Annotated in this window: 24 protein-coding genes and 3 pseudogenes; 18 read left to right on the forward strand and 9 right to left on the reverse strand. The window is 72.9% G+C overall.

From position 1 onward, the window contains the following. Positions 1-50: 50 nt before the first annotated feature. On the reverse strand, positions 51-533 hold the full coding sequence (locus tag ACFWB8_RS25905) for a hypothetical protein (RefSeq protein ID WP_385231693.1): 483 nt from the start codon (positions 531-533) through the stop codon (positions 51-53). A 295-nt stretch (positions 534-828) separates the two neighbouring features. On the opposite strand from ACFWB8_RS25905, the gene ACFWB8_RS25910 reads away from it, so the two are divergent. Continuing rightward, a complete protein-coding gene (locus ACFWB8_RS25910; RefSeq protein WP_385231696.1) occupies positions 829-1,059 on the forward strand; it encodes a DUF397 domain-containing protein in 231 nt (76 codons plus the stop codon). Positions 1,060-1,150: 91 nt separating this feature from the next. After that, positions 1,151-2,059, forward strand: coding sequence for a helix-turn-helix domain-containing protein (locus ACFWB8_RS25915; protein ID WP_385231699.1), 909 nt, complete (start codon positions 1,151-1,153; stop codon positions 2,057-2,059). Positions 2,060-2,090: 31 nt separating this feature from the next. Here the strand turns inward: ACFWB8_RS25915 and ACFWB8_RS25920 are convergent, their stop codons facing one another. Then, a complete protein-coding gene (locus tag ACFWB8_RS25920) occupies positions 2,091-2,909 on the reverse strand; it encodes an SAM-dependent methyltransferase (RefSeq protein WP_385231702.1) in 819 nt (272 codons plus the stop codon). A 201-nt stretch (positions 2,910-3,110) separates the two neighbouring features. Beyond that, on the reverse strand, positions 3,111-3,266 hold the full coding sequence (locus ACFWB8_RS25925) for a hypothetical protein (protein WP_385231705.1): 156 nt from the start codon (positions 3,264-3,266) through the stop codon (positions 3,111-3,113). 1,025 nt (positions 3,267-4,291) lie between these two features. Between ACFWB8_RS25925 and ACFWB8_RS25930 the strand changes: the two are divergent. The 7 genes and pseudogenes from ACFWB8_RS25930 to ACFWB8_RS25960 all read left to right on the forward strand — a co-directional run. Beyond that, positions 4,292-4,345: pseudogene (locus ACFWB8_RS25930) on the forward strand (hypothetical protein); the annotation flags it as partial. Between the two features lie 131 nt (positions 4,346-4,476). Then, on the forward strand, positions 4,477-4,734 hold the full coding sequence (locus ACFWB8_RS25935; protein WP_385231825.1) for a hypothetical protein: 258 nt from the start codon (positions 4,477-4,479) through the stop codon (positions 4,732-4,734). A gap of 16 nt (positions 4,735-4,750) precedes the next feature. After that, positions 4,751-5,377 carry a response regulator gene (locus ACFWB8_RS25940; protein WP_385231708.1) on the forward strand — a complete coding sequence of 209 codons (627 nt, stop codon included), beginning with the start codon at positions 4,751-4,753 and terminating at the stop codon, positions 5,375-5,377. 52 nt (positions 5,378-5,429) lie between these two features. Continuing rightward, entirely contained in the window at positions 5,430-5,804 is a 375-nt protein-coding gene (locus ACFWB8_RS25945; protein WP_385231711.1) for a YbjQ family protein, read from the forward strand. Between the two features lie 227 nt (positions 5,805-6,031). Next, complete coding sequence (locus tag ACFWB8_RS25950) at positions 6,032-6,691, forward strand: discoidin domain-containing protein (RefSeq protein ID WP_385231716.1); 660 nt, start codon at positions 6,032-6,034, stop codon at positions 6,689-6,691. Between the two features lie 24 nt (positions 6,692-6,715). Beyond that, positions 6,716-8,083 carry a VWA domain-containing protein gene (locus ACFWB8_RS25955; protein ID WP_385231719.1) on the forward strand — a complete coding sequence of 456 codons (1,368 nt, stop codon included), beginning with the start codon at positions 6,716-6,718 and terminating at the stop codon, positions 8,081-8,083. 23 nt (positions 8,084-8,106) lie between these two features. Beyond that, positions 8,107-8,733: a class I SAM-dependent methyltransferase gene (locus tag ACFWB8_RS25960; RefSeq protein ID WP_385231722.1), complete on the forward strand. Its 627-nt coding sequence runs from the start codon at positions 8,107-8,109 to the stop codon at positions 8,731-8,733. A gap of 85 nt (positions 8,734-8,818) precedes the next feature. Here the strand turns inward: ACFWB8_RS25960 and ACFWB8_RS25965 are convergent. After that, a pseudogene (locus ACFWB8_RS25965) lies at positions 8,819-9,141 on the reverse strand (AraC family transcriptional regulator); the annotation flags it as partial. Between the two features lie 58 nt (positions 9,142-9,199). Continuing rightward, a complete protein-coding gene (locus ACFWB8_RS25970) occupies positions 9,200-10,144 on the reverse strand; it encodes a DMT family transporter (protein ID WP_385231725.1) in 945 nt (314 codons plus the stop codon). Positions 10,145-10,173: 29 nt separating this feature from the next. On the opposite strand from ACFWB8_RS25970, the gene ACFWB8_RS25975 reads away from it, so the two are divergent. The 4 genes from ACFWB8_RS25975 to ACFWB8_RS25990 all read left to right on the forward strand — a co-directional run bounded on the left by ACFWB8_RS25975 (position 10,174) and on the right by ACFWB8_RS25990 (position 13,514). Beyond that, positions 10,174-11,730 (forward strand): aminotransferase class I/II-fold pyridoxal phosphate-dependent enzyme, encoded by a 1,557-nt coding sequence (locus ACFWB8_RS25975; RefSeq protein ID WP_385231728.1) that lies wholly within the window; start codon positions 10,174-10,176, stop codon positions 11,728-11,730. Positions 11,731-11,851: 121 nt separating this feature from the next. After that, complete coding sequence (locus tag ACFWB8_RS25980; RefSeq protein ID WP_385231730.1) at positions 11,852-12,304, forward strand: LPXTG cell wall anchor domain-containing protein; 453 nt, start codon at positions 11,852-11,854, stop codon at positions 12,302-12,304. A gap of 29 nt (positions 12,305-12,333) precedes the next feature. Beyond that, complete coding sequence (locus tag ACFWB8_RS25985) at positions 12,334-12,969, forward strand: SigE family RNA polymerase sigma factor (protein WP_385231732.1); 636 nt, start codon at positions 12,334-12,336, stop codon at positions 12,967-12,969. Then, positions 12,966-13,514 (forward strand): hypothetical protein, encoded by a 549-nt coding sequence (locus ACFWB8_RS25990; protein WP_385231734.1) that lies wholly within the window; start codon positions 12,966-12,968, stop codon positions 13,512-13,514. The genes ACFWB8_RS25985 and ACFWB8_RS25990 overlap by 4 nt, the downstream gene beginning before the upstream one ends. Here the strand turns inward: ACFWB8_RS25990 and ACFWB8_RS25995 are convergent. After that, positions 13,511-13,966, reverse strand: a complete 456-nt coding sequence (locus ACFWB8_RS25995; protein ID WP_385231736.1) for a MarR family winged helix-turn-helix transcriptional regulator — start codon at positions 13,964-13,966, stop codon at positions 13,511-13,513. The two genes, ACFWB8_RS25990 and ACFWB8_RS25995, sit on opposite strands and share 4 nt — an antisense overlap. Before the next feature lie 201 nt (positions 13,967-14,167). Here ACFWB8_RS25995 and ACFWB8_RS26000 point away from each other — a divergent pair, with 201 nt between their 5' ends. From ACFWB8_RS26000 to ACFWB8_RS26010, 3 genes and pseudogenes are all read left to right on the forward strand, one after another. Continuing rightward, the gene (locus tag ACFWB8_RS26000) at positions 14,168-15,382 is read left to right on the forward strand and encodes an MFS transporter (RefSeq protein WP_385231738.1); all 1,215 of its coding nucleotides are present in this window, start codon (positions 14,168-14,170) and stop codon (positions 15,380-15,382) included. 91 nt (positions 15,383-15,473) lie between these two features. Beyond that, a pseudogene (locus ACFWB8_RS26005) lies at positions 15,474-15,563 on the forward strand (heme-binding protein); the annotation flags it as partial. 65 nt (positions 15,564-15,628) lie between these two features. Next, positions 15,629-17,257, forward strand: coding sequence for a glycoside hydrolase family 20 protein (locus ACFWB8_RS26010; protein WP_385231822.1), 1,629 nt, complete (start codon positions 15,629-15,631; stop codon positions 17,255-17,257). A gap of 30 nt (positions 17,258-17,287) precedes the next feature. Here ACFWB8_RS26010 and ACFWB8_RS26015 read toward each other — a convergent pair whose 3' ends face one another. Both ACFWB8_RS26015 and ACFWB8_RS26020 read right to left on the reverse strand, forming a co-directional pair. Then, on the reverse strand, positions 17,288-17,608 hold the full coding sequence (locus ACFWB8_RS26015) for a DUF3040 domain-containing protein (RefSeq protein ID WP_385231741.1): 321 nt from the start codon (positions 17,606-17,608) through the stop codon (positions 17,288-17,290). Between the two features lie 114 nt (positions 17,609-17,722). After that, positions 17,723-18,544, reverse strand: a complete 822-nt coding sequence (locus ACFWB8_RS26020; protein ID WP_385231744.1) for an endonuclease I family protein — start codon at positions 18,542-18,544, stop codon at positions 17,723-17,725. Between the two features lie 284 nt (positions 18,545-18,828). Here ACFWB8_RS26020 and ACFWB8_RS26025 point away from each other — a divergent pair, with 284 nt between their 5' ends. Next, on the forward strand, positions 18,829-19,800 hold the full coding sequence (locus tag ACFWB8_RS26025) for an SMP-30/gluconolactonase/LRE family protein (protein WP_385231747.1): 972 nt from the start codon (positions 18,829-18,831) through the stop codon (positions 19,798-19,800). Here the strand turns inward: ACFWB8_RS26025 and ACFWB8_RS26030 are convergent. Next, entirely contained in the window at positions 19,784-20,599 is an 816-nt protein-coding gene (locus ACFWB8_RS26030) for a glutamate ABC transporter substrate-binding protein (RefSeq protein WP_385231750.1), read from the reverse strand. The genes ACFWB8_RS26025 and ACFWB8_RS26030 overlap by 17 nt on opposite strands. A gap of 257 nt (positions 20,600-20,856) precedes the next feature. Here ACFWB8_RS26030 and ACFWB8_RS26035 point away from each other — a divergent pair, with 257 nt between their 5' ends. Continuing rightward, complete coding sequence (locus ACFWB8_RS26035) at positions 20,857-21,909, forward strand: hypothetical protein (RefSeq protein WP_385231753.1); 1,053 nt, start codon at positions 20,857-20,859, stop codon at positions 21,907-21,909. The last annotated feature ends 56 nt before the right edge of the window (positions 21,910-21,965 follow it).

Raw genomic sequence — 21,965 nt, forward strand, 5'->3', positions numbered from 1 at the left:
GCGCCCCTCGCGGGGCGCCGGGCGGTCCGGTCGGCGGCTGTCCGAGCAGGTCAGTAGCACCACTTCACAGGGGTGAGGTTCTTGACGTAGCGGGCCGCGACCCAGCGCTCGTGGTCCTTCGCGTCCTTCGCGATCGGGCCGCCGACCCCGCCGTCCATGCCGACGTTCTCGTTCCGGCCGTCCAGGAGGTACCAGAGGTCGTTGCCGTCGATCCGCTCGCCGCGCTTCTTGCACTCGATCGCGAGCTTCTGGTGCGGGAACACCACGCCCACCTTGTGTGCGTGCGTGCTCGGCCGGCTGCGGACGGTCAGCTTGCCGTGCGCGACCACCACGCCGCGGGCGTGCTTGTACTCCTGCTGCCCGTCGGGCTGGAGGAGGTAGTCATCGTCATCGTCATCGTCGGCCACGACGGCCGCGTGCCCCGGCATGTCGGGCATCGGGTCCGCGTCGGCGACCGCGGCGGCCGCCCCCGCCAGGCCGAGCACCAGGCTTCCGGCGGTGAGGGCGAGGACGGTCCTGGTGGGCTTCAGCATGAGCCGGCTCCTCTATGAAGACATCCACCCCGACCGCGGTACGCGGCGCGGGGGCGGCGACCTGGCGGCCGCCACGGACGACTATGGCGAGGTCGCGCCGCGCGAACCGGCTGACTCACCGCGGGTTAGCCCGATACGAGCCAATCTCCGATCATATGAGGAGGCCGGATTTCAGGCCTCCTTTCGGGGGACTCCCGTGCTCGCTCTGCGTAGCTAGCATTCTCGCCAGTGGTTGTCGTGCAATCCCATATGGGATTGCACGATCAGGTGTGTCGGGCGAGGGAGAGGTTGAATCATGCAGTTGACCAATGGCATGGCCGCGAACGAAATCCCGGGTGCGGTCTGGGTCAAGAGCGCGGCCAGCGTGGGAAACGGGAACTGCGTGGAAGTCGCCGCGCTGACCGGCGGCGGTGCGGCGGTGCGCAACTCGCGCTTCCCGGACGGTCCGGCACTGCTGTTCACCGCCGCGGAGATCGAGGCGTTCATCGACGGCGTCAAGCGTTCGGAATTCGATCAACTGACCTGATGGCGACCTGACCTCAGGCCAAAGCTTGGAGGGTGCGCATTCAGACCCCATTCTGGTGACTGACAACTTCCTCAGTCATATTGGAGTTTGTATGTCCGCCCTCCCCGACCCGCTGCCCGACCCCGGAGCCTCCGTCCTGTCCATGGGAAAGGAGCCCGGACGGGCGGCGGCCGACCGCATGCTGGGGCAGGAACTGCGGGCCCTGCGGGAGGCCCGGAGTCTCACGCTGCGGCAGGTGGCTCCGGTCATCCGCGGTTCGGTGTCGAAGATCAGCCGGCTGGAGCGCGGCGAGAGCCCTCCGAAGCGGCGGGACGTCCTCGACCTGGCCCGCCACTACGGCGCCAACGCCGACGACATGTGGATGATCGAGCGGCTCCTCGAACTCGGCCGGACCTCCGAGTGGTACGAGCAGTTCAGCGATGTGACGCCCGACTTCCTCAAGCGCCTGATCCAGATGGAGGGCGACGCGGAGGAGATCTGCGTCTACGAGAACCTCGTCGTCCCCGGCATCCTCCAGACCCCCGACTACGCCCGGTGCATGGTCGAGGCCGCCATGCCCAGTGCCCATCCCGACGAGATCGCGCGGGTGGTGGAACTGCGCCGCCAGCGGCAGCTGCGGCTCATGGAGGGCTCCCTGCCGCGCGTCACCGTCCTGCTGGAGGAGGGCATCCTCTACCGCCGTTACGGCGAGCATGAGGTGATGCGCGAACAGCTGGACCACCTGCTGGAGGCGTGTGGGGTCGCCAAGGTGAACATCCGCGTGCTGATGATGTCCCGGGCCTACAGCGCCACGCCGCCCTACCCGATCATGCACCTGAAGTTCGGCGACCCCGAGCAGTCCGAGCTGGCGTACGTGGAACACATCAGCAGCGCGACGTACGTGACCCGGCCGCGGGCCCTCGACGACTACCGCAACGCCCTCACCAAGCTCCGGCAGGCGGCGGAGTCGATGGACGACAGCCGGGCCCTGATCGAAGCGGCGAAGGGCCGGTTCGCGTAGGGCGTCCCTTTCGCCGTAGGGGCGGCGGCGGTCAGAGCCGGCCCACGCCGCCCCACTCGACCCAGTCCGTGGGCCGGTTGGGCATGGGTGGGGGCGGGGTGTCCGGCCGCCAGTCCACCACGTCCACCAGGTCGGGGTCGAGGATCCGCAGGCCGTCGAAGTACCGCCGCACCTCGTGGCGTTCGCGGACGCGGCCCCAACGGCTGTGCGTGATGACGTCCATGAGCCGGGTGACGTCATTCCGTACGACCGGGTCGTCACTGACGAGCTGGCAGATCACCATGAAGCTGCCCGGGGGCAGCAGTGCGGCCGTGTTCCGCACGACCGCCGCGGGGTCGGCGTCGCCGTCCGCATCCGGGAGGCAGTGCAGGACCGACACGAACAGTGCGGCGATGGGCTGCTTCCAGTCGAGGAAGCCGTCGGTGTCCTCGCGGATCGCCCGGGTCAGGCGCATGTCCCTGGGGATGACGAGGGTGCCGGTGTTCTCGTGCAGCGTGGTCAGGGCGTGCGCGAGGACCATGGGGTCGTTGTCGATGTAGGCGACCTTGCAGTCCGGGTGGGCCCGCTGGGCCACCTCGTGCACGTTGTCCTGGGTGGGCAGGCCCGATCCGTGGTCCAGGAACTGGCGGATCCCGTAGTCCTCGACGAGGATCCGGACGACCCGGCGCAGGAACGCGCGGTTGTTGCGGGCGAGGAGCTGGGTGCTGGGGGCGATCTCCAGCAGTGCGGCGCAGGCCTGGCGGTCGCTGTCGTAGTTCTCCACCCCGCCCAGGAGCCAGTCGTACATCCGGGCCACGCTCGGGGTGTGCATGTCAATCGGGGGAATCCGGGAGTTCTGCCCTAAATCCATGTCCTGGGCCCACCTTGGTCAGAGGTTCGGCGGCTGGGTGAACGGCCCATGTTAGGGAGTCCGCCGGGGGCAGGCCAATCACTCGTACGGGGGTTCTGGTGTACGGACGGCGCGCGTGGCGTGAATGGCGCGAGTGACCCGAGTGACCCGAGTGGCGCGAGTGCGGTGGGGGCGGGTGAAACGCCGCCCCCACGAGGGGTGTCAGGACTCCCGGCGCCGGCGGCGCAGGAGCCGCAGGACCAACGGGGAGCAGATCGTGCCGAGGGCGGCCGCCAGGAGGGCCAGCAGCGGGACCGTGGGTGCCGCTCGCGGATGGCTGAACACCAGGGCCACCGCGACCACGAGATAGACGGCCACGATCAGGGTCGACCAGAAGCGCGCCCTGATCTTGTCGTCGGCGGAGGTTTCCCGGGAGGGAGGGTCAGGGATAATGCTGGGGCGAGGTTCGGGGTCGTCTGCACGGCCAACCCGTTCCTTTCCGCAGGCCATGGTGTGCCTTTCTATGAGGTGACTGGTCTGTCGGGTGGTCCCGGGCTGCAACCCGGGACCACCACGCAAGTGGCCGTCGGCCACTGCGCGATGCGGCGATCCTACAGTCACTCCGGATCAATTCGCGGCCGCCTCCATTCATCCTTCCGCGGCGCCCATTCATGCAACGTTTCCCGCGTGCAAGCGGGGCGCTCGGTAATGCCCGATTTCCCGCGAACCCCGTTGCCTCGGGGTCATTCGTGATCGTCAATGATTGAAGTGGTGTTAATTGATGGCGTAATTCGACGGCCGAAATGCGGCTGCATCCGCAGATGCACGTGCAGATGGGAAAGTTGCGGCGTCGCATCCGTGAATTCCGCCCCATCCGGCCGCGGATGTAAGGGGCTTGGTCGGGTACGCTGCCCGCAAGACGGTTCGCCGGACGTGTTTGCGACCGGGCGGTCCCGGGCGCCTTCCCGCCCCCGCACAGCCCGTGCAACGGGAGCACGGCCGCAGACCAAACGCGTGAATGAGTGAACGCCCCGCGTCTACGCTCAGGGCAGAACGCCCGGGAGGTGACGGGGCCGTGCCCGCCCCCGAACGGGCACGGCCGCGCGGCGGACCCCGGGGGGAACGGGCCGCTACCGGTCGTCGGGAACGGCGCAGGGAGATCTACGGCCGACACCACCCCCGCCTCGCCCATCCACGGGTTGAAACCCGCCTACCCCCACGGGTGGTGACCTCCGTCGCCTCCCTGCGCCGCCGCCCGGTCTCGGCCCGCTGCGCGGCCGGCGCGCTCCTCGTCCTCCTGTGGGGCACCCGGCTCGCCGCCCGGCATCGGACCGCTCAGCGTGGGCGACGTGATCGCCCACCACGTCTCGGTGATCTCCGTCCAGACCGGTCTCGCCGGGTACGTGTTCTCCTCCGACCCGCCGACCGCCCGCCGGGCCCTGGACACCATCGGGGACAGTGCCCACGAGGCCCTCGCCGAGATGCGCCGGATGCTGGTCGTGCTCCGCGAGGAGGATGCGGCCCCCACCGAGCGGACGCCCCCCCGGGTCCGGCGGTCTCGGGGGGACTCGACGAGCTGGTCAAGCGGGTGGGCGAGGCCGGCGTACCGGTGGACGTACGGGTCACGGGGACGGCGTACGACCTGCCGCCCGGGATCGACCTGTGCGCGTACCGCGTCGCGCAGGAGGCGCTCACCAACGTGGACGACGGGACCGGCCGGGCCGCGCCGGCGCGCCCGCGGGCGAGGATCTGCCACGGCACGGTGATCGCCGAACCCGCCCCGGAGGGCGGCTTCGAGAGCAGCCTGCGCGTCCCCGTGCCCCGGGCCGGCAGCCGTGGCTCCTGAGGAGAGGGGGGCGGCGATGCTGAGGGTGCTCGTCGTCGACGACCAGTTCCTGATCCGCTCCGGACTGACCGCGCTGCTCACCGCGGCGCCCCGGCTTCGAGGTCGTGGGCGAGGCCGGGGACGGCGAGGAGGCCGTACGGCTCGCCGCCGAGACCCGGCCCGACGTCTCGTGCTCATGGACATCCGGATGCCCGGCACCGACGGGATCGCCGCCACCGGGCGGATCCTCGCGGAAGCCGACGCCAGGGCGCAGGCCGAGCCCGAGGCCGCCGTGCCGCGGCCCAAGGTGCTCGTGCTGACCACCTTCGACTCCGACGCGTACGTCTTTCGGGCCCTGCGGGTCGGGGCCGGCGGCTTCCTCCTCAAGGACACCCCGCCCGCCCGGCTGCTCGCCGCCATCGCCACCGTGCACGGCGGCGAGATGCTCCTCAGCCCCGGAGCCCTGTGCGGGCTCATCGACACCTACGCCGCCCCGGTCACCCGCACCCCGCACCCGGGCCTCGACGACCTGACCCCGCGCGAACGCGAGGTGCTGGGCCTGGTCGGCGCCGGCCCGTCCCACGCCGACATCGCAGGCCGGCTCGTGCTCAGCGCCGCCACCGTCGTGGCGTACGAGTTCGGTCTCGCCGCCCGAATGCCGTGACCGCGGCGGCCTGCGGATGCGGGCCGCCGCGGGCGCCGCCACAGTGGGTCCCATGGGAATCGAAGACTACGGCGGCGGCCCCGGCGCCGAGCAGACCGGCGTCCTGGTCGTGACGACCAACGACGTCCCCGGCTACCACGTCGAACGGGTGATCGGTGAGGTCTTCGGCCTCACCGTGCGCTCCCGCCACCTCGGCAGCCAGATCGGCGCGGGCCTGAAGTCGATGATCGGCGGCGAACTCAAGGGCCTCACCAAGACCCTCGTCGAGACCCGCAACCAGGCCATGGAGCGGCTCATCGAACAGGCGAAGGCGCGCGGCGCGAACGCCGTGCTGATGATGCGTTTCGACGTCACCGACGCGGCCGACGTCGGGACCGAGGTGTGTGCGTACGGGACGGCCGTGGTGCTGGTGCCCGCCTCCCCCTGATCCCCCTGATCCCCCTGATCCACGTAAGTCCAGGACGGCGCTCCGCTTTGTCCATGGGCCTGCCGTGCCGCGGTCCGCAAGCTGACTGATCAGTGAGCGGACCGCCCGTGCCTTCGAGCCGTGCGGTCTTGCGCCAAGCAAGCGCCGACTCCCGGAGGCCCCATGAGAACCCCCCTCTGGCCGGCCGCGGCCGCGGTGGCCGGCCTGGTCGCCACCCTGGTCGCCGGTTGGTCGTCGAGTTCAAGGTGACCGCCATCGAGGACACCGCCGCCCTGCGCGTGCGCAGCCTCGCGATCCCCGACCACACCCTGGTCAGCGTCCGCAGCGACCAGCCGGGCGCCGTGCCGGCCGCGGCGAACATGCACACCGCCACCACCGGCACCGGGGACACCTTCACCGCGCTCAAGGCGAACACCCCCGTGGACCCCGCCGCCGTGACGGTGATGTACGGCCTCGCCAACACCGGCAAACTCGCGGCGGCCATCGACTCCAACTCCCTTTACGACAGCCCCTCGGGCGGCACCGCCCGCGAGAACGGCCGCATAGGCTCCACCATCTGGCACACCCGGTGGTACACGGCCGCCGCGCCGATGCCGCACGAGATCACCCTCGACCTCGGGGCCTCGTACAACGTCTCCGACCTGCACTACCTGCCCCGGCAGACGCAGAGCAACGGGCGCATCGCCGACTACCAGGTGTTCACCTCGACCGACGGGGTCACCTGGGGGACGGCTGCGGCTTCCCGCACCTTCGCCGACAGCACCGCACAGCAGGACGTCTCCTTCACCGCCAGGACCGCCCGGTACGTGAAGCTCAAGGCCACGAGGGAGGTGGGCGGCAATGCGTGGACCTCGGTGGCGGAACTGAACATCGGCTACCGGCCGTAGGGTCCGCCGGGCAGACTGGGAGCCGTGACTTCACTGAACAAGGGCGCCAACCTGCCGATCGGGGCGACCGCGGTCCGGGCCGTGCTCGGCTGGTCGGCCGGCCCCGGGGTCCCGGACGTGGACGCGTCCGCGCTGCTGCTGGGCGGCGACGGACGCGTCCGCTCCGACGCCGACTTCGTGTTCTACAACCAGCCGCGGCACGCGTCCGGGGCCGTGAGCCACCACGGCAAGCGGCCCGGCGCCGACACGATCGCCGTCGACCTCGGTGCGATCGAGCCCGGCATCGAGCGCGTCGTGTTCGGCGCTTCGGCGGACGGCGGCTCCTTCGGGCAGGTGCCCGGGCTGCACCTGCTGCTGCTCGACGCGGTGTCCGGGGCCGAGCTGGTCCGCTTCGACATGGCGGCGGGCACGGAGACGGCGTACGTGAGCGGCGAGCTGTACCGGCGGGCCGGGGCCTGGAAGTTCCGGGCCGTCGGGCAGGGGTACGCCCACGGGCTGGCGGGCCTGGCGACCGACTATGGCATCAGCGTGAACGAGGATCCGGCGCCGACGACGTCCGCGGTGCCCGCACCGGCACCTGAACCGGCACCTGCCCCGGCCGCCGTCCCCGCCGCCGGCGCCGTCCGGCTGACCAAGGGCGAGGAACTGTTGCCCCCCGAGGTGCGCGAGCGCCTGTCGCTGCGCAAACGTCAGGTCGCGGTCAGCCTGAGCAAGCACGGGGTCGGCGCCCTCACCGCCCGCGTCATCCTCGTGCTCGACGCCTCCGGCTCGATGGCCTTCCACTACAGCCGCGGCACCGTCGCCCGCGTCGCCGAGCGGATGGCCGCCGTGGCGGCGCAGCTCGACGACGACGGCGAGATGCAGGCCTGGACCTTCGCCTCCAGCCCCGCGCGGCTCCCCGACCTCGTGATCGCCGAACTCCCCGAGTGGCTGCGGCTGCACGTACGCGTCGGTGAGCTGAGCCTGTTCAGCCGGCGCAAGCCGCGCAAGGGTCTGGTCCCGGGCCAGGTCGACATGCGCGCGGTCGGCGTGGGCAACGAGGAGCAGAAGGTCATCGCGCAGGTCCGCGCCTACGTCCGCGAAAGTCCCGTCCCGGACCCGACGCTGGTCCTCTTCTTCTCCGACGGCGGCGTCTACCGCGACAACGCGATCGAACGGGAGCTGCGCGCGGCGGTGGAGGAACCGCTGTTCTGGCAGTTCATCGGCCTCGGCAGGGCCAACTACGGGGTGTTGGAACGTTTTGACACCCTGCCCGGCCGTCGCGTGGACAACGTCGGCTTCTTCGCCGTCGACGACATCGAGACCCTCTCCGACCCGGAGCTGTACGACCGGCTGCTGTCGGAGTTCCCGTCCTGGATCCGCGCCGCCCGCCAGGCGGGCATCCTGGGGTGACGTACGGCGATGAAGGGGAGCGGATGAGCGATCACGGTTCTGCGGCTGAGGTGTTCGACGCGCTCGCCGAGCGCTACGAGGAGGCGTTCGGGCAGGTGCCCGCGCAACGGGAGGCCCTCGACTGGCTCACCGCCAGACTGCCGCGCGGCGCCCGGGTGCTGGACGTGGGCAGCGGCACGGGCCGGCCCACCGCCGAGGCCCTGGCCGCGGCGGGCTGCGCGGTGACCGGTATCGACGTCTCGCGGGAGATGGTCGCCCTCGCGCGCGCCCGGGTGCCGCGGGCGCGCTTCGAACAGGCCGACGTGCGCACGTACACGCCCGCGGAGGACGGCTTCGAGGCGGTGTGCTCCTTCTTCCCGCTGCTGATGATGGACCAGCCGGAAGTGGCCGCGGCCCTGGGGCGGATGGCGTCCTGGGTCGCGCCGGGCGGGTACTTCGTGATGGCCACGGTGCCGGGCGACATCCGCAACCTCGACATCGAGTGGATGGGCCACCGGGTCACGGTCAGCAGCCTCTCCACGGAGGACCACCTGACCACGCTGGCGGCCGCGGGCCTGGAAGTGCTGGACCACCACACGCGGGTCTTCCACCCCCAGGGAGGCCTGGCCGACCCCGAGGAGCACCTCTTCTGCTTCGCGCGCCGGCCCTGACGCGGGCATCGGCCGGCGCAGCGCAGGAGCCCGCGCGCCGACTGCTGGGCGCGGAACCGGACCGGGGCCATGCCCACCCTGCGGCGGATCGGGCGTAGCGCAGCGCGACGAGCAGCCCGTGGACCGCCGCCGCGGCCTCCACTTCCAGCAGCGGTCCGCCGCGCCGGGCCGCCCGTACGATCCCGTCGACCACGTGCAGCACCCCGGCACTCCCGCTCAGCGGCACCAGCGGGCGGTCCGGGGTGATGTAGCCGAGGACCACCGCCACGTGGTGGTCGAGCGCGCGGGGGCCGACGACCGGCAGGAGGCCTGCTGCACCCCCACCCCGAGGCAGACCAGGCCGAGCCGGCGGTGGTTGGCGGTCGGCGAGAAGTACCGCATCCAGCTGCTGTACGGGGGCGTTGCCATCTGCGGATTGTGATCCACAAGGCCGAGCGCCCTCAAGGGTGGGGGCGGGTGCGGGCCCTCAGGGAGCCGCCGGTGCCCGTTCCGCGCCGTTTTCCGCCACGGGTGCGGCGGGAGTGGCCGGACCCGCGGGGGTACGGCCCGGCCGAAGTCCCGCCGCCAGCCCGGCGATCACGACCCCGAGCCCCAGCCACACCGCGGGGCCGGGCACCCCGCCGCCGGTGAGGGCGCCGGCGGCCGCCGCGGCGAGCGGGGCGACCCCGGTCAGCAGCCCAGCCCGGCCCGCGCCGACGGCAGCCACCGTGCGGTACCAGAGCAGGAAGGCCACCGCGGTCACCATCACGGCCAGGTACCCGGCGGCCGCCCACTGCCCCGGCGCAACCGACGCCAGCTCGGAGGGCCCCTCGACGAACACCGTCAGCGCCGCGAACATCACCGCCCCCAGCCACACCGCGTGCACCGACACCCCCCAGGCGCCGTGCCGCCGCAGCACCGGCACCGCGAGCAGGGTGAACCCTGCCTCGCACCCCAGCGCCAGCGAGGCCCACGCCACCCCGGCGGCGTCGGTCCGGCCCGTCCCCTCCACGAGCACCGCCCCGGCCATCACCACCGGCGCGGCCAGCAGGACCTGTCGACTGGGGCGGCGCCCCTCCAGCAGCGGGCCCATCAGCCCGAGGAGGATCGGTACGGAGGCCACGGCGACCGCGATCACGGCCGGCTCCGCATGCGCCACGCCCCGTACGACGGCCAGGTTGAACAGCACCAGCCCGGTCGCCGCGATCCCGGCCAGCCACAGCCACTCCCGGCCGCGCGGCCGCAGGACCGCCACCCGGGCCAGTCGGGCGAGGACGAGCAGGATCAGCGCGGCCGCCGCGTACCGGACGGCCTGGACGCCGAACAGCGGGGCGTCGACGAGGGATCGGGAGACGGTGACACTGCTGCCGACGAGCGCCATGCCGGCGATGCCGGGGGCGAGGTCGCGCAGGGGAGCGGACGGTGTGTTCATACCGTCGAGCCTGACGCCAGAATGGACCCATGAGCAGGTCCAAAGAACACCCGACACTGGGGTCCAAAGCGGCGACCGGCGGCGTCGGGGCCGAAGCCGGCCCGGAGGCCAAGGCGAAGGCCAAACCCACGGTCCAGCCCACGGCCGGGCCCACGGCCGGGCCCACGGCCGGGTCGGACTTCCTGCAACTCGACATCGGCCGGGTCCCGGCGGGCGGCCGTACCGAGTGGCTGGCGGAGCGGCTGCGCGCCGCCATCGCCGACGGCACGCTCGCGGTCGGCAGCCGGCTCCCGGCCAGCCGGGTCCTCGCCGCGGAGCTCCGGGTCTCCCGGGGCCTGGTGACCGAGGCGTACCAGCGGCTGGCCGAGACCGGGCAGGTGGCCGGGCGCGGCCGGGCCGGGACCGTGGTCGTCGCGGCGCCGCCACCGGTGGCCGCGGCCTCGGCGCCGCCGCTTCGTGGCGGGCTCGTGGACGCCCTGCGCGCCGTACCGTGCCGGATCGACCTCTCGCCCGGCGTCCCCGACCTGACCGCCTTCCCGCGTACGGCCTGGCTCCAGGCCGAGCGCCGGGTCCTGGCCGGACTCACCCCCGCCGACTTCGGCTACGGCAACCCCCAGGGCACCCCAGCGCTGCGGGAGGCGATCGTCGGCTGGCTGGCCCGGAACCGGGGCATCCGCGCCGACCCGGGGGAGGTGGTCGTCGTCGCCGGCGTCGCGCAGGCGCTCGGGCTGCTGGCGCACGTCCTGCGCGAGGACGGCGTACGACGCGTCGCCGTCGAGGACCCCGGCTCGCTCGGAGCCCGGCAGCAACTGGAGTACGGGCGCCTGGAGACGGTCCCGGTACGGGTCGACGAGGGCGGGCTGGACGTTGCGGAGCTCCGGGCGAGCGGGGCGCGGGCGGCGCTGCTGACCCCCGCGCACCAGTTCCCGACCGGGGTCGTCCTGGACGGCGAGCGGCGCCGGGAACTCCTCGGCTGGGCCGCCGCCGGGGGAGTGGTCGTCGAGGACGACTACGACGCCGAGCACCGCTACGACCGCGCCCCCGTCCCCGCGCTGCGCGCCCTGCTGCCCGAAGCGGTCTGCTACGCCGGGAGCGTGTCCAAACTGCTCGCACCGGCCCTGCGGCTGGGCTGGCTGCTGGTCCCGCCGCGCCACCTGGACGCGGTGGTCGCCGCGAAGCGCTACGCCGACCTCGGCAACCCGGTCCTCGCCCAGCTCGTGCTCGCCCGGCTGATGGAGTCGGGCGAGCTGGAACGCCACCTGCGCTTCGTCCGGCGCCGTCACCGCGGGCGCAGGGACGCGATGCTGCGGGCCATCGCCGCCGAGCTGCCGGGAGCACGGGTGCACGGGGCGGCTGCGGGGCTGCACCTCATGGTCACCTTCGAGGGCGCGCACTTCGACGACACCGCCCTCGCGGCGGCGGCCCTGGAGCTCGGGGTCAAGGCCCACCCGCTGTCCTGGCACCGGATGGCCCCGGGCCCGCCGGGCCTGATCCTCGGTTACGCGGCGGGCCCGAAGGGCGAGATCGAGGAGGGCATCGCGGTCTTCGGCGCGGCCCTGCGCCGGCTCCGGGGCTCCGGCGCGTGAAGCGGCCGCCCGGTGGCGCGAAAAAACTTCGGAACCGGCGGCAACCTCCCCGGGGGTCGCGCGTCGTGCAGGGGTGAAGGGCGTGATCCGGCGCCCTTGCAACCGACCGTGGAGAACCACCTTGAAGAACCTGAAGCGCGTCCCCCTGTCCGTCCGCCGGGCAGCGGCCCTCACCGCCGCCGCCGCCGGGGTGGCCGTCGCTCTCGCCGGGCCGGCCCTCGCCGCGAGCGGCACCTCGGGCACGCCGTCCCCCGCCGTCAGCTCCGCCCCGAGCGCGGCGCCGAGCTCCTCGCCCAAGCCCACGCCGAGCCAGTCCGCCGGCGTACCCAGCGCCTCGCCGAGCCTGCACCCGAGCGCCGCGCCGAGCGTTGCGCCGAGCGCCTCGGTGAGCAACCCCCCGGGCGCCGCGCCGAGCGCCGCCCCCAGCGCCGCTCCGGGCGATTCGTCCGGCAGCCCCGAGCTTGCGCATACTGGCTCCTCCGCGACCAACACCGCCATCGGGACCGGGGCCGCGGTCCTGGTCGTCGCCGGGGCCGGGACCCTGTACGCCGTGCGGCGCCGCGCCAACGGCTGAGGATCCCCGTGCTTCACCTCGCACTGCCAATGAGCTCCGTCGTGCCCGGCTCCGGCCGGGTGCGGCGGGGCTTGTGGTCGTCGCTGCTCCGCCGCGAGCGCTCGGCCCCCACCACGCCCGCGCCGTCGTACGCGTACGGGCACGGGTACACGTACGAAGCCGGCGACGGCGGCACACCGCCGCCCACCGTCACCGCGCTCTACCACGCCCACCGGCTGCGGATGGTGCGGCTGGCGGTGCTGCTCGTGGACGACCTGGGCACCGCCGAGGACGTGGTGCAGGACGCCTTCACCGCCCTGTACCGGCGCCACGGGGAGCGGATAACCGAGGTCGACAACGCGCTGGGCTACTTGCGCACCGCGGTGGTCAACACCTCGCGTTCCGTGCTGCGGCGCAGGCGCACCGCCCGCGCCTGGACCCCGCCCGCACCGGCCGACGTACCGTCCGCCGAGGCGTCCGTGGTCCTCGACGAGGCACATCGGGAGGTGCTGGCCGCGCTGGGCCGGCTGACACCGAGGCGGCGCCAGGTCCTGGTGCTGCGCTACTGGGCCGACCTCAGCGAGGCGGAGATAGCCGAGACCCTCGGGATCAGCCGGGGCGCGGTCAAGTCGAACGCGAGCCGGGCGCTGGACGCGCTGGAGCGGATTCTGGAGGGTCGGATATGACGCCTGACGTCGAGCGTCGCGGTGAGCGACCGGTCGAGCGGCGGCTGCGCCGGGCCCTCGACGCCCGCGCGGCCGAGGTGACCGTGCGCGGGCTGCGGCCCGCCGATCCGCCGGGGCCGCACGTACGACGGCTGCGGCTGCCGCTCGCGCGGATGCGCGGGTTCACCCTGCCGCTGGCGGGTCTGGCCGCGGCGGCCGCCGCCCTGGTGGGGTACCTCGTACTGGCTCCGGACCAGACCCCCGCCCGCCCGGTGCCGCCGGCCTCGCCGCCCGAGATCACGGCCCCCGGTCCGCGGACTTCGCCGCCGCCGACCCCGGCCCCGTCGGTGGCACCCTCGGCATCCCCGTCGTCGCCGTCGCTGTCGCCCTCGTCACAGCAGCCGTCGTCGCCCAGGGCCGCGACGACTCCGGGGGGCCGCGCCTCCTCGGTGGGCAACCCGTCGGCGGCGAGCCCGTCGGCGGCGAGCCCGTCGAGGGCGCCGTCCGGCGGGCCGGGAGCCTCGGGCGGCCCCGCGCCGTCCTCGTCGCCCCCGGCGCTGCCTTAGGCGGGCCGCGCGTTCTCCACGGCCGCCACCAGCGGGGCGAGCTCCGGATTGCGCGCGGCCTCGTCCAGGGCCTCGCGCAGGGCGGTGTCGTTGGTGGGCCGGGCCGCACTCAGGAGAGCGAGGCCGGCCTCGCTGACGTCGGTGTAGATGCCCCGACGGTCGGTGTCGCAGATGTAGCGGTTCAGCAGCCCGCGGTCCTCCAGCCGGCTGACCAGGCGCGTCGTCGCGCTCTGGCTGAGCACCACCGAGTCCGCGACCTGGTGCATCCGCAGGTGGCCGCCCGGGCCGCTGTGCTGGCGGCTGAGGACGTCGAGCAGCGAGTACTCGCGCACGCTCAGTCCGTGCCCCGCCTGGAGCGCCCGCTCGATGTGGGCCTCGATCCGCCCGTGCAGCAGGGAGAGGGCGCACCAGCCCTGGGAGAGGGCGCTGAGCGCGCTGTCCGTGGCCGTCATGGGCTCCTCTTTCGATACCTGTGTCACCAGGATAGGCCACGTCCGCAATAGCCCGCGCTTGCAAATATCCCGCGCCTGCAATTAATGTGGACGCCCGTAAGCGGCGACCGCATCAACGCGTCGCGTCGACAGCGGCCCGCGCCGCGCCAGCGGCCACCCGCCGCGACAGCGACACCACCTCCCCTGAAGGGCACCTCCCTCATGCCTCTCGCACTCCTCGCCCTCGCCATCGGAGCCTTCGGGATCGGCACCACCGAATTCGTGATCATGGGCCTGCTCCCCGAGGTCGCCGGCAGCTACGGCGTCTCCATCCCCACTGCCGGCTTCCTGGTCACCGGCTACGCCCTCGGCGTCGTCCTCGGCGCGCCGCTCATGACCGTCCTCGGCACCCGCATCCCCCGCAAGCGCATGCTGATGCTGCTCATGGGCCTGTTCATCGTCGGCAACGTGCTCTCCGCGCTCGCCCCGGCCTTCGGCGTCATGCTCGCCGGACGCGTCGTCGCCTCCCTCGCCCACGGCGCCTTCTTCGGCATCGGCTCGGTCGTCGCGGCCGAGCTCGTCGCCCCCGAGAAGAAGGCCGGTGCCATCGCCATGATGTTCACCGGCCTGACCGTGGCCAACGTCATCGGCGTCCCGCTCGGCACCCTCGTCGGCCAGCACCTCGGCTGGCGCGTCACCTTCCTGATCGTCGCCGCGCTCGGCGTCCTGGGCATGCTCGGCATCGCCCGGCTCGTCCCCGAGCTGCCCCGGCCCGAGGGGGTACGGATCCGCCACGAGCTCGCCGCCTTCCGCAACGTCCAGGTGCTGCTCGCGATGGCGATGACCGTTCTCGGCTTCGGCGGGGTGTTCGCCGCCGTCACCTACATCACCCCGATGATGACCAACGTCACCGGCTTCGCCGACACCTCCGTCACCTGGCTGCTGGTCCTCTTCGGCCTCGGCATGGTCGCCGGCAACCTCGTCGGCGGCCGGTTCGCCGACCGTGCGCTGATGCCGATGCTCTACGTCTCCCTCGGTGCGCTGGCCACCGTCCTCGCGGTGTTCACCCTCACCGCCCACACCAAGACCGGCGCCGCCGTGACGATCGTCCTCATCGGCGCGTTCGGCTTCGCGACCGTGCCCCCGCTGCAGAAGCGGGTCCTGGACCAGGCCGCCGGGGCCCCCACCCTGGCCTCCGCCGTCAACATCGGCGCCTTCAACCTCGGCAACGCGCTCGCCGCCTGGCTCGGCGGGCTCGTCATCGCCGCCGGACTCGGCTGGACCGCCCCGAACTGGGTCGGCGCCGCCCTCGCCGCCTCCGCCCTGCTGCTCGCCGTCGTCTCCGGCGCCCTGGAGCGGCGGACCGGGGCCCGGGGCGGCCGGGTCGTCGCGGCCGGCGCCCCCGCGGCGCCCGCGGCCGTCGCCGTCCACCACTGATTCACGAGCCCGCGTACGACTCCACGCACCACAGGAGAAACCGGCATGACCGCCACCGCCCGCTGACCACCGAGGACGCCGACCTGCTCCTCGCCGCCACACCCTGCCCACCGCGCTCGACCGGCCGCTGCTGTTCGTCGCGGGCGGGCTGCCCCTCCACCGCGACGGCCGCCTCGTCGGCATGAGCCGTCCGGTCGCGTGCCCGTGTCCCCCGTGCCACTTTGGTACGGGGGACACGGGTGCATGATGCGGAATCCAAGGCAGTACGGGAGAGTCCACGTCATCGCGACGGCCACGGTCGCCGCGCTGGTCACCCTTGCCGTCCCGGCCTGTACGGCGGCCTCGGAGCAGGCCCGCCCGACCGGCCCGGCCACCGCGGCGACCGCCGCCCCCGCGCCCTCTTCGGCCACGCCCGCCGGGGCCACCCCCTCCCCGACCCCCTCCTATCCCCTGTCCACGGCCCCGCGCACCATCCCGGCCGTACGGGAGCACGTGGCGGCCCGCGGCCCCGGCTGGAAGCCCGCCGAGGGCGCCCGGGTGGTCGTCGCGCCGGGCGACGGTGCGGCCCTGGCCGACGAGGGCCGGCTGCTCGCCGGTGAACTGCACATCGGATTCTCGGAGTCGGCCGAGGTGCGCCGCGGCGACGTCGAACTCGACCTGGGCGCCAAGGGCTCCGGCGCGCCCGAGTCCTACACCCTCACCGTGCAGAACGGGCAGGTCCGCATCACCGGACCCGACGAGGCCGGGGTCTTCTACGGGACCCGAACCCTCAAACAGGAGGTGGCGGCGGGCGGTTCGGCCCCCGAGGGCACCGTCCGCGACGCCCCGGCCCGGCCCCAGCGCGGCCTCAACCTCGACATCGCCCGCAAGAACTTCACCGTCGGCTGGATCGAGGAGCGGCTGCGCGAGATGGCGGACCTGAAGCTCAACCAGTTCGGCCTGCACTTCTCCGACGACCAGGCCTTCCGCATCGAGTCCACCTCCCACCCCGAGATCGTCTCCACCCCGCACCTCACCAAGGCCGAGGTCAGGCGGATCGTGGCACTCGCCCGGAGCCTGCACATCACCGTCGTCCCGGAGATCGACTCGCCCGGCCACCTCGGCGCGGTGCTGCGCGCCCACCCGGACCTGCAACTGCGCGACGTACGGGGCAGGGCGGTCAAGGGCGCCGTGGACATCTCCGACCCGGCCTCGGCGAAGCTGGTCGACGAGCTGCTGCGCGAGTACCTGCCGTTGTTCCCCGGCGGAGCCTGGCACCTCGGCGCCGACGAGTACCAGGCACTGGTGGTCGGCGACCCGCAGGCCTCCTTCCCGCAGCTCGCCGCCGCCGCCCGCAAGCGGTTCGGGCCCGCCGCCCGGGTGCAGGACCTGGCGACGGGCTGGCTCAACGACCGTGCGGCCGTCGTCCGGCCGTCCGGCAAGGCGCTCAAGGCGTGGAACGACGGCTTCTTCGCCGGCGGGGTGACCCAGGCCGCGCGGGACCTCCAGGTCGAGTACTGGACCGGCAAGGAGATCGGCGCCCGCCCGCCGCTGGAGTACCTGCGCGAGGGCCGCAAGCTCGTCAACCTCAACGACGAGTTCCTCTACTACGTACTGGGCGAGCCGAACCAGTTCACCTACCCCACCGGCCGCCGGATCTACGAGCAGTGGACCCCGCTGGTGCTGCGCGGCACCACGGCCGTGCCCGCGAGCTACAGCGCGCAGATCCTGGGCGCCCGGCTCGCCGTCTGGTGCGATCTGGCCGGCTCCCAGACCCAGGCGCAGGTGGCGGCCGGCATCCGGCTGCCGCTGGCGGCGCTGTCCCAGAAGGTCTGGGACGCGCGGACCCCGCAGCCGACCTGGGAGCAGTTCAAGGCCCTCGCCGACCGCCTCTGAGCCGGCTCATCCCGCCCGATCTGCTCGCGCTCAGTGCTGTGCGGGGGTGCGGTCGCGGCGCTGCCAGCGGCGCCTGGCCCACTGGCCGACCAGGGGCAGCGCCAGGACCACGGTCAGTATCCAGGTGGCGGCGAAGCCCCAGATCAGCGGCTCGGCCACGGTGATCGACGCGGCGATCAGCAGCGCCACCGTCAGCGCACCGAGCAGGCAGGCCGCCGCGGTGCGCCGACGCCGGTGCGCGGACCGTACGAAGCGGTCCAAGGACCGGTCCAGGGACCGGTCGCCCTTCAATTGGGCCTCGATCTCGGAAAGGGCGCGCTGCTCGCGATCGGAGAGTCCGGCTCCGTCCATGGCCACGTACCTCCACCGGCTGGCGCCGCCCTGCGCGGACCGCAGCCTCTGGCGTGCGAATACCCTGCCTGGGGCGGTCCAACCCCCGGGGGGAGCGGCGGCGCCGGCGGTTGGTCACCAGATGGAGTTGACCCACTCCGGGTGGTCGATGAACGGGTTCCGGTTGTGCTGGTAGGTGTCGTATATGACCTGGTTGCGACGCTGCTCGAAGGCGTCCGGCGGGTCCTGCAGGTTCCACTGCTTCAGGACGCTGATCCGGCCGATGGCGGGCGCGGAGCCGTTGTTGACCTTGTCGTTCATCTCCAGGTCCGCGAAGCCGTCGCCACCGTCGTAGCGGACGGCCATGTAGAGCAGCATCCGCGCCACGTCGCCCTTGACCGCGTCGCGCGGTTCGAAGGAGTCGGAGTCGGTGAAGCTGCCGGGGGCCTCGGAGACCGGGCTGCCGCCCTTGTCGAAGTCCTTGTTGCCGCGGGTGCTGTTGACCGTGACGTCCTCGGGCCGCAGGTGGTGCAGGTCGGTGCCCGGGCCGGTGGCGGTGCCGAAGTCTCCGTGGCTCTTGGCCCAGACGTGCTCGCGGTTCCAGTCGTTGACGCCGCCGCCGTTGGAGGACTTGGACTGGGAGCGGCCGGAGTAGACCAGGATGACGTTGTTCGGGTTCGCCGGGTCCTGGTCGGTGACCTTCAGGGCGTTCCACACGCCGTCGTAGGTGACCTTGGACTGGGTCTTGATGATGGTGTGCAGCGCGGTCTTCAGCGCGGCTCCGGTCTTGCCCTCGGCAGTCGCGTAGTACGCGTCCACGGCGGAAGCGGCGGTGGACGCGGAGCCGGCGGCGGGAGCCGCGGCCCGCTGCTGGCCGGCGGAGGCCGAGACCGGTACGAGGAACAGCGCTGCCGCGGCGAGCGCGGCCGCGCAGGGAGTCAGGCGGGAGATTCTCATGACGTGGGGGACCTCTCCACAGGCACCGTCCCCGCCCGGGGAATTGGCGGGGTGTCAGGTGGGCAGAGCGAGACTCACATTGTCATGTGCCCTACAGATGAAGACCATGTGTCGGGAGCCCGGACTTTGGCCCCTGCCCGTTTCCCTTGGGCCGGGCGGGGCGAAGGGGAGGCTCCCCATTCCCTTGTGAAGTGTCGGGATCCGGGACTGACGGGACGCCGGTCGTGTGCTGAGGTGGGTGCCTCAACCGTTGCTGTTCGCACGGCAGTCGAAGGGACACACCGTTGACCGGAACTCTGGGTCGACGCGGTTTCATCGGAGCGGCCGCCGCCCTCGGCGCGGCCGCGCTCGCCGGACCCCTCGCCCCCCTCGCGCAGGCACAGCCCGCCGCACGGTCCGCCGCGCGGCGCCCCGACTCGATCGCCACCCCGGCCGGTTTCCAGCCCGAGGGCATAGCCGTATCGGCCCGGGGCGTCCTCTACACGGGTTCGCTGATCGACGGCTCGATCTACCGCGCCGACCTCGCCACCGGCGCCGGCCGGATCATCACCACGGGCCAGGGCCCCATGTCGGTCGGCCTCAAGCTGGACACGTACGGCAGGCTGCTGGTCGCCGGCGGCGCGAGCGGCCAGATCCGCGTCGTCCACGCAGGCGACGGACGGGTCCTTGCCACCCACCAGGCCGCCACCGGCTCGACCTTCGTCAATGACGTCACCGTCGGCTGTGGCGGAGCCTGGTTCACCGACTCCTTCAACGACGTCCTGCACTTCCTCCCGGCGGGCCGCGATCTCGCCGGCCCCGGCGCCGCCCCCCGTACGCTCGCCCTCGGCGGCGAGTGGACCCCGACCCCGCCCGGCGGCAAGTACTGGGGTTCCAACGGCATCGAGCGGACTCCGGACGGCCGGGCGCTGCTGGTGGTGCACGACACCGCGCAGGCCCTGTTCCGCGTCGACCCGCGCACCGGCGCCGCCACCCGGACCGTGCTCGACGGCGGGTCGGTCGCCAACGGCGACGGGCTGCTGCTCCACGGCCGCACCCTGTACGTCGTACGCAACTGGGCCTACGCCATCGACGTGTTCATGCTGAGCGCGGACGGCCTGCGGGCCCGGTTCGTCCGCCAGATCACCGACCCGCGCTTCGACGAACCGACGACGGCGGCCGTCCACGGGGGCCGGCTCCACGTGGTCAACGCGGCCTTCGACTCCGACTGGTCGGACCCGGCGACCGCCTCGACGATCGTCAGCTGCCCGCTGTGATCTGCGGGGCCGGCTCGTACTTGTAGTTCGCCGATCCGAAGTTCTTCTTCACGGCGGCCTCCCAGGAGCCGTCCGCGACCATCTTCTTGAGGGCGGTGTTGATCTTGCCCTGCAGAGCGGTGTCGCCCTTCTTCACGCCGATGCCGTAGTTCTCGTTGCTCAGGCTCAGTCCGACCAGCTTGAACTTGCCCTCGTTGCCCTTCCGGGCGGCGAACCCGGCCAGGATGGAGTTGTCCGTGGTCATGGCGTCGACCAGGTTGTCCTGGAGGGCGACGAGGCACTCCGAGTAGCCGAGGAGCTCGAGGAGGCTCGCCTTGGGGGCGAGCTTGTTCTTGACGTTCTCCGCCGAGGTGGAGCCGGTGACCGAGCAGAGCTTCTTGTTGTTGAGGTCCTCGGCCTTGGTGATGGTGGTGTCGTCGGCCCGGACCAGCAGGTCCTGGTGCGCGAGGAAGTACGGGCCGGCGAAGTTGACCTTCTCCTTGCGCTTCTCGTTGATCGAGTAGCTGGCGGCGACGAACTTGACCTCGCTGTACTGGAGCAGCAGCTCCCGGTCCGAGCTGTCGACCTGCTTGAACTCGATCCGGTCCGGCTTGTAGCCGAGCTCCTTGGCCACGTATGTCGCCACGTCCACGTCGAAACCGGAGAAAGTGCCGTCCGACTCGCGCATGCCGACGCCCGGCTGGTCGAACTTGATGCCGATGGCGATGGTCCCCTTCGCTCCGTCGTCACCGCCGCACCCGGAAGCGGTGAGGACGAGGCCGATCACTGCGGCGACCGCACCGGCCTTGGGAACCTTCATGCTGCACTCTTTCCTCGGAACGCGGGACGCGGATCGCGCGGGTACGCGGGAACGCGGGTACGGGCACGCGGAAGCAGCACGGTGGTGCCGGGATCACCGGAGCACGGAACCGCGCGCACGTGAAGACGCGTGTATGAGGAAGCTAGGAAAGTGACAGGCGCAGTGTCACTGGATCTGAGGAAAACTTGAGGTAACGATCCGGTTCGGCCGCAGATTCGGCGGCCGGCCCGGACCCGGGCGGGAGAGGGGCTGGGTGCGTGGCTGCTGGTGGGGTAAGGGTCGACGGGAATGCGCTGGTACTGGGCGCGGCGAGGGTCAGCTTCATGCGGACCCTGCGGCTGCCGGAGTCGGGCACGCACGGGCTGCCGCCGGGACTGGGGCAGTTCCCGCTGCGGCGGGTGGAGGACTATCCGGACACGGCGCCGCCGCAGTGGCTGGCCAAGGGCGGGGTGATGCTCCCCGTCTACCTGCGCGAGGCGATGTGGCTCGGCTTCGGAGGGACCCTGGAGCCCACCGCGGTCCAGGTCGGCGTCGGCAAGGTGTGCGCGGTCTCCGGTGAGCGCTGGACGGGCCGGCTCGCGCGGCGCCCGCAGAACTACGTGGTGCCGCCCCGCCAGCCCTGGCTCGACGGGATCAACTCCGGCGACGGGACGGTGCGCCAGTTCGTGGCCGTACCGCTCGGCCTCGGCGCGACCGTGGAGGGGCAGGTCACCGGCGAGGAGACCACGGGCGGGGTGCAGCTCCAGGCGTTCGCGCTGAGTCCGGAGCCGCTGGCGCGGTGGCGGGAGGCGGAGCAGCGGAGCGCGATGCGGACGCGGGGCTTCACCGGCGGCTACGGGGGCGGACCGGTGCCGCCCCCGATGGCGGCCGCCCCGGGAGCGGCGCCCGCGATGCCCCAGCCGGGCGGCGCGGCTCCGGCGGCCCCCGCGATGGGGCTCGGCGTCGGCGGGTCCATGCGCCAGGAGGTGTACGGGGACGACCGGCCGCTGTCCGACTGGGCCGAGGAGGCGGCCGGGCGGGTCTTCGTCCACCTGGTCACCCCGCCCGCGTGGCGCCGGATCACCGGGGAGGAGCCGCCGCCCTCACCCGTCGACCGGGCCGCCTACACCAAGGCCGGGCTGCCCTGGTTCGACTACTACGACGAGTCCGCCGCCGACCTCGCGCCGGCCGGCCCGCTGACCGAGGTGCGGCCCGTGGGGGAGTGGCTCGGCGACGACCACGCCCCCTGGACCCCGCCCGCCCCGGGCCAGGTCAAACCGCTCGGCAACGCCCCGCGACCGGGCGTACCGGTCGAGGACGGCGACTGGTGAGCCCGGCCGGCGCTGGCCGGTTACGTACGGTCGGCCGGGGCGGACCGCCGGCCGCG

The organism is Streptomyces sp. NPDC060031 (assembly GCF_042736805.1).
Classification (GTDB): domain Bacteria; phylum Actinomycetota; class Actinomycetes; order Streptomycetales; family Streptomycetaceae; genus Streptomyces.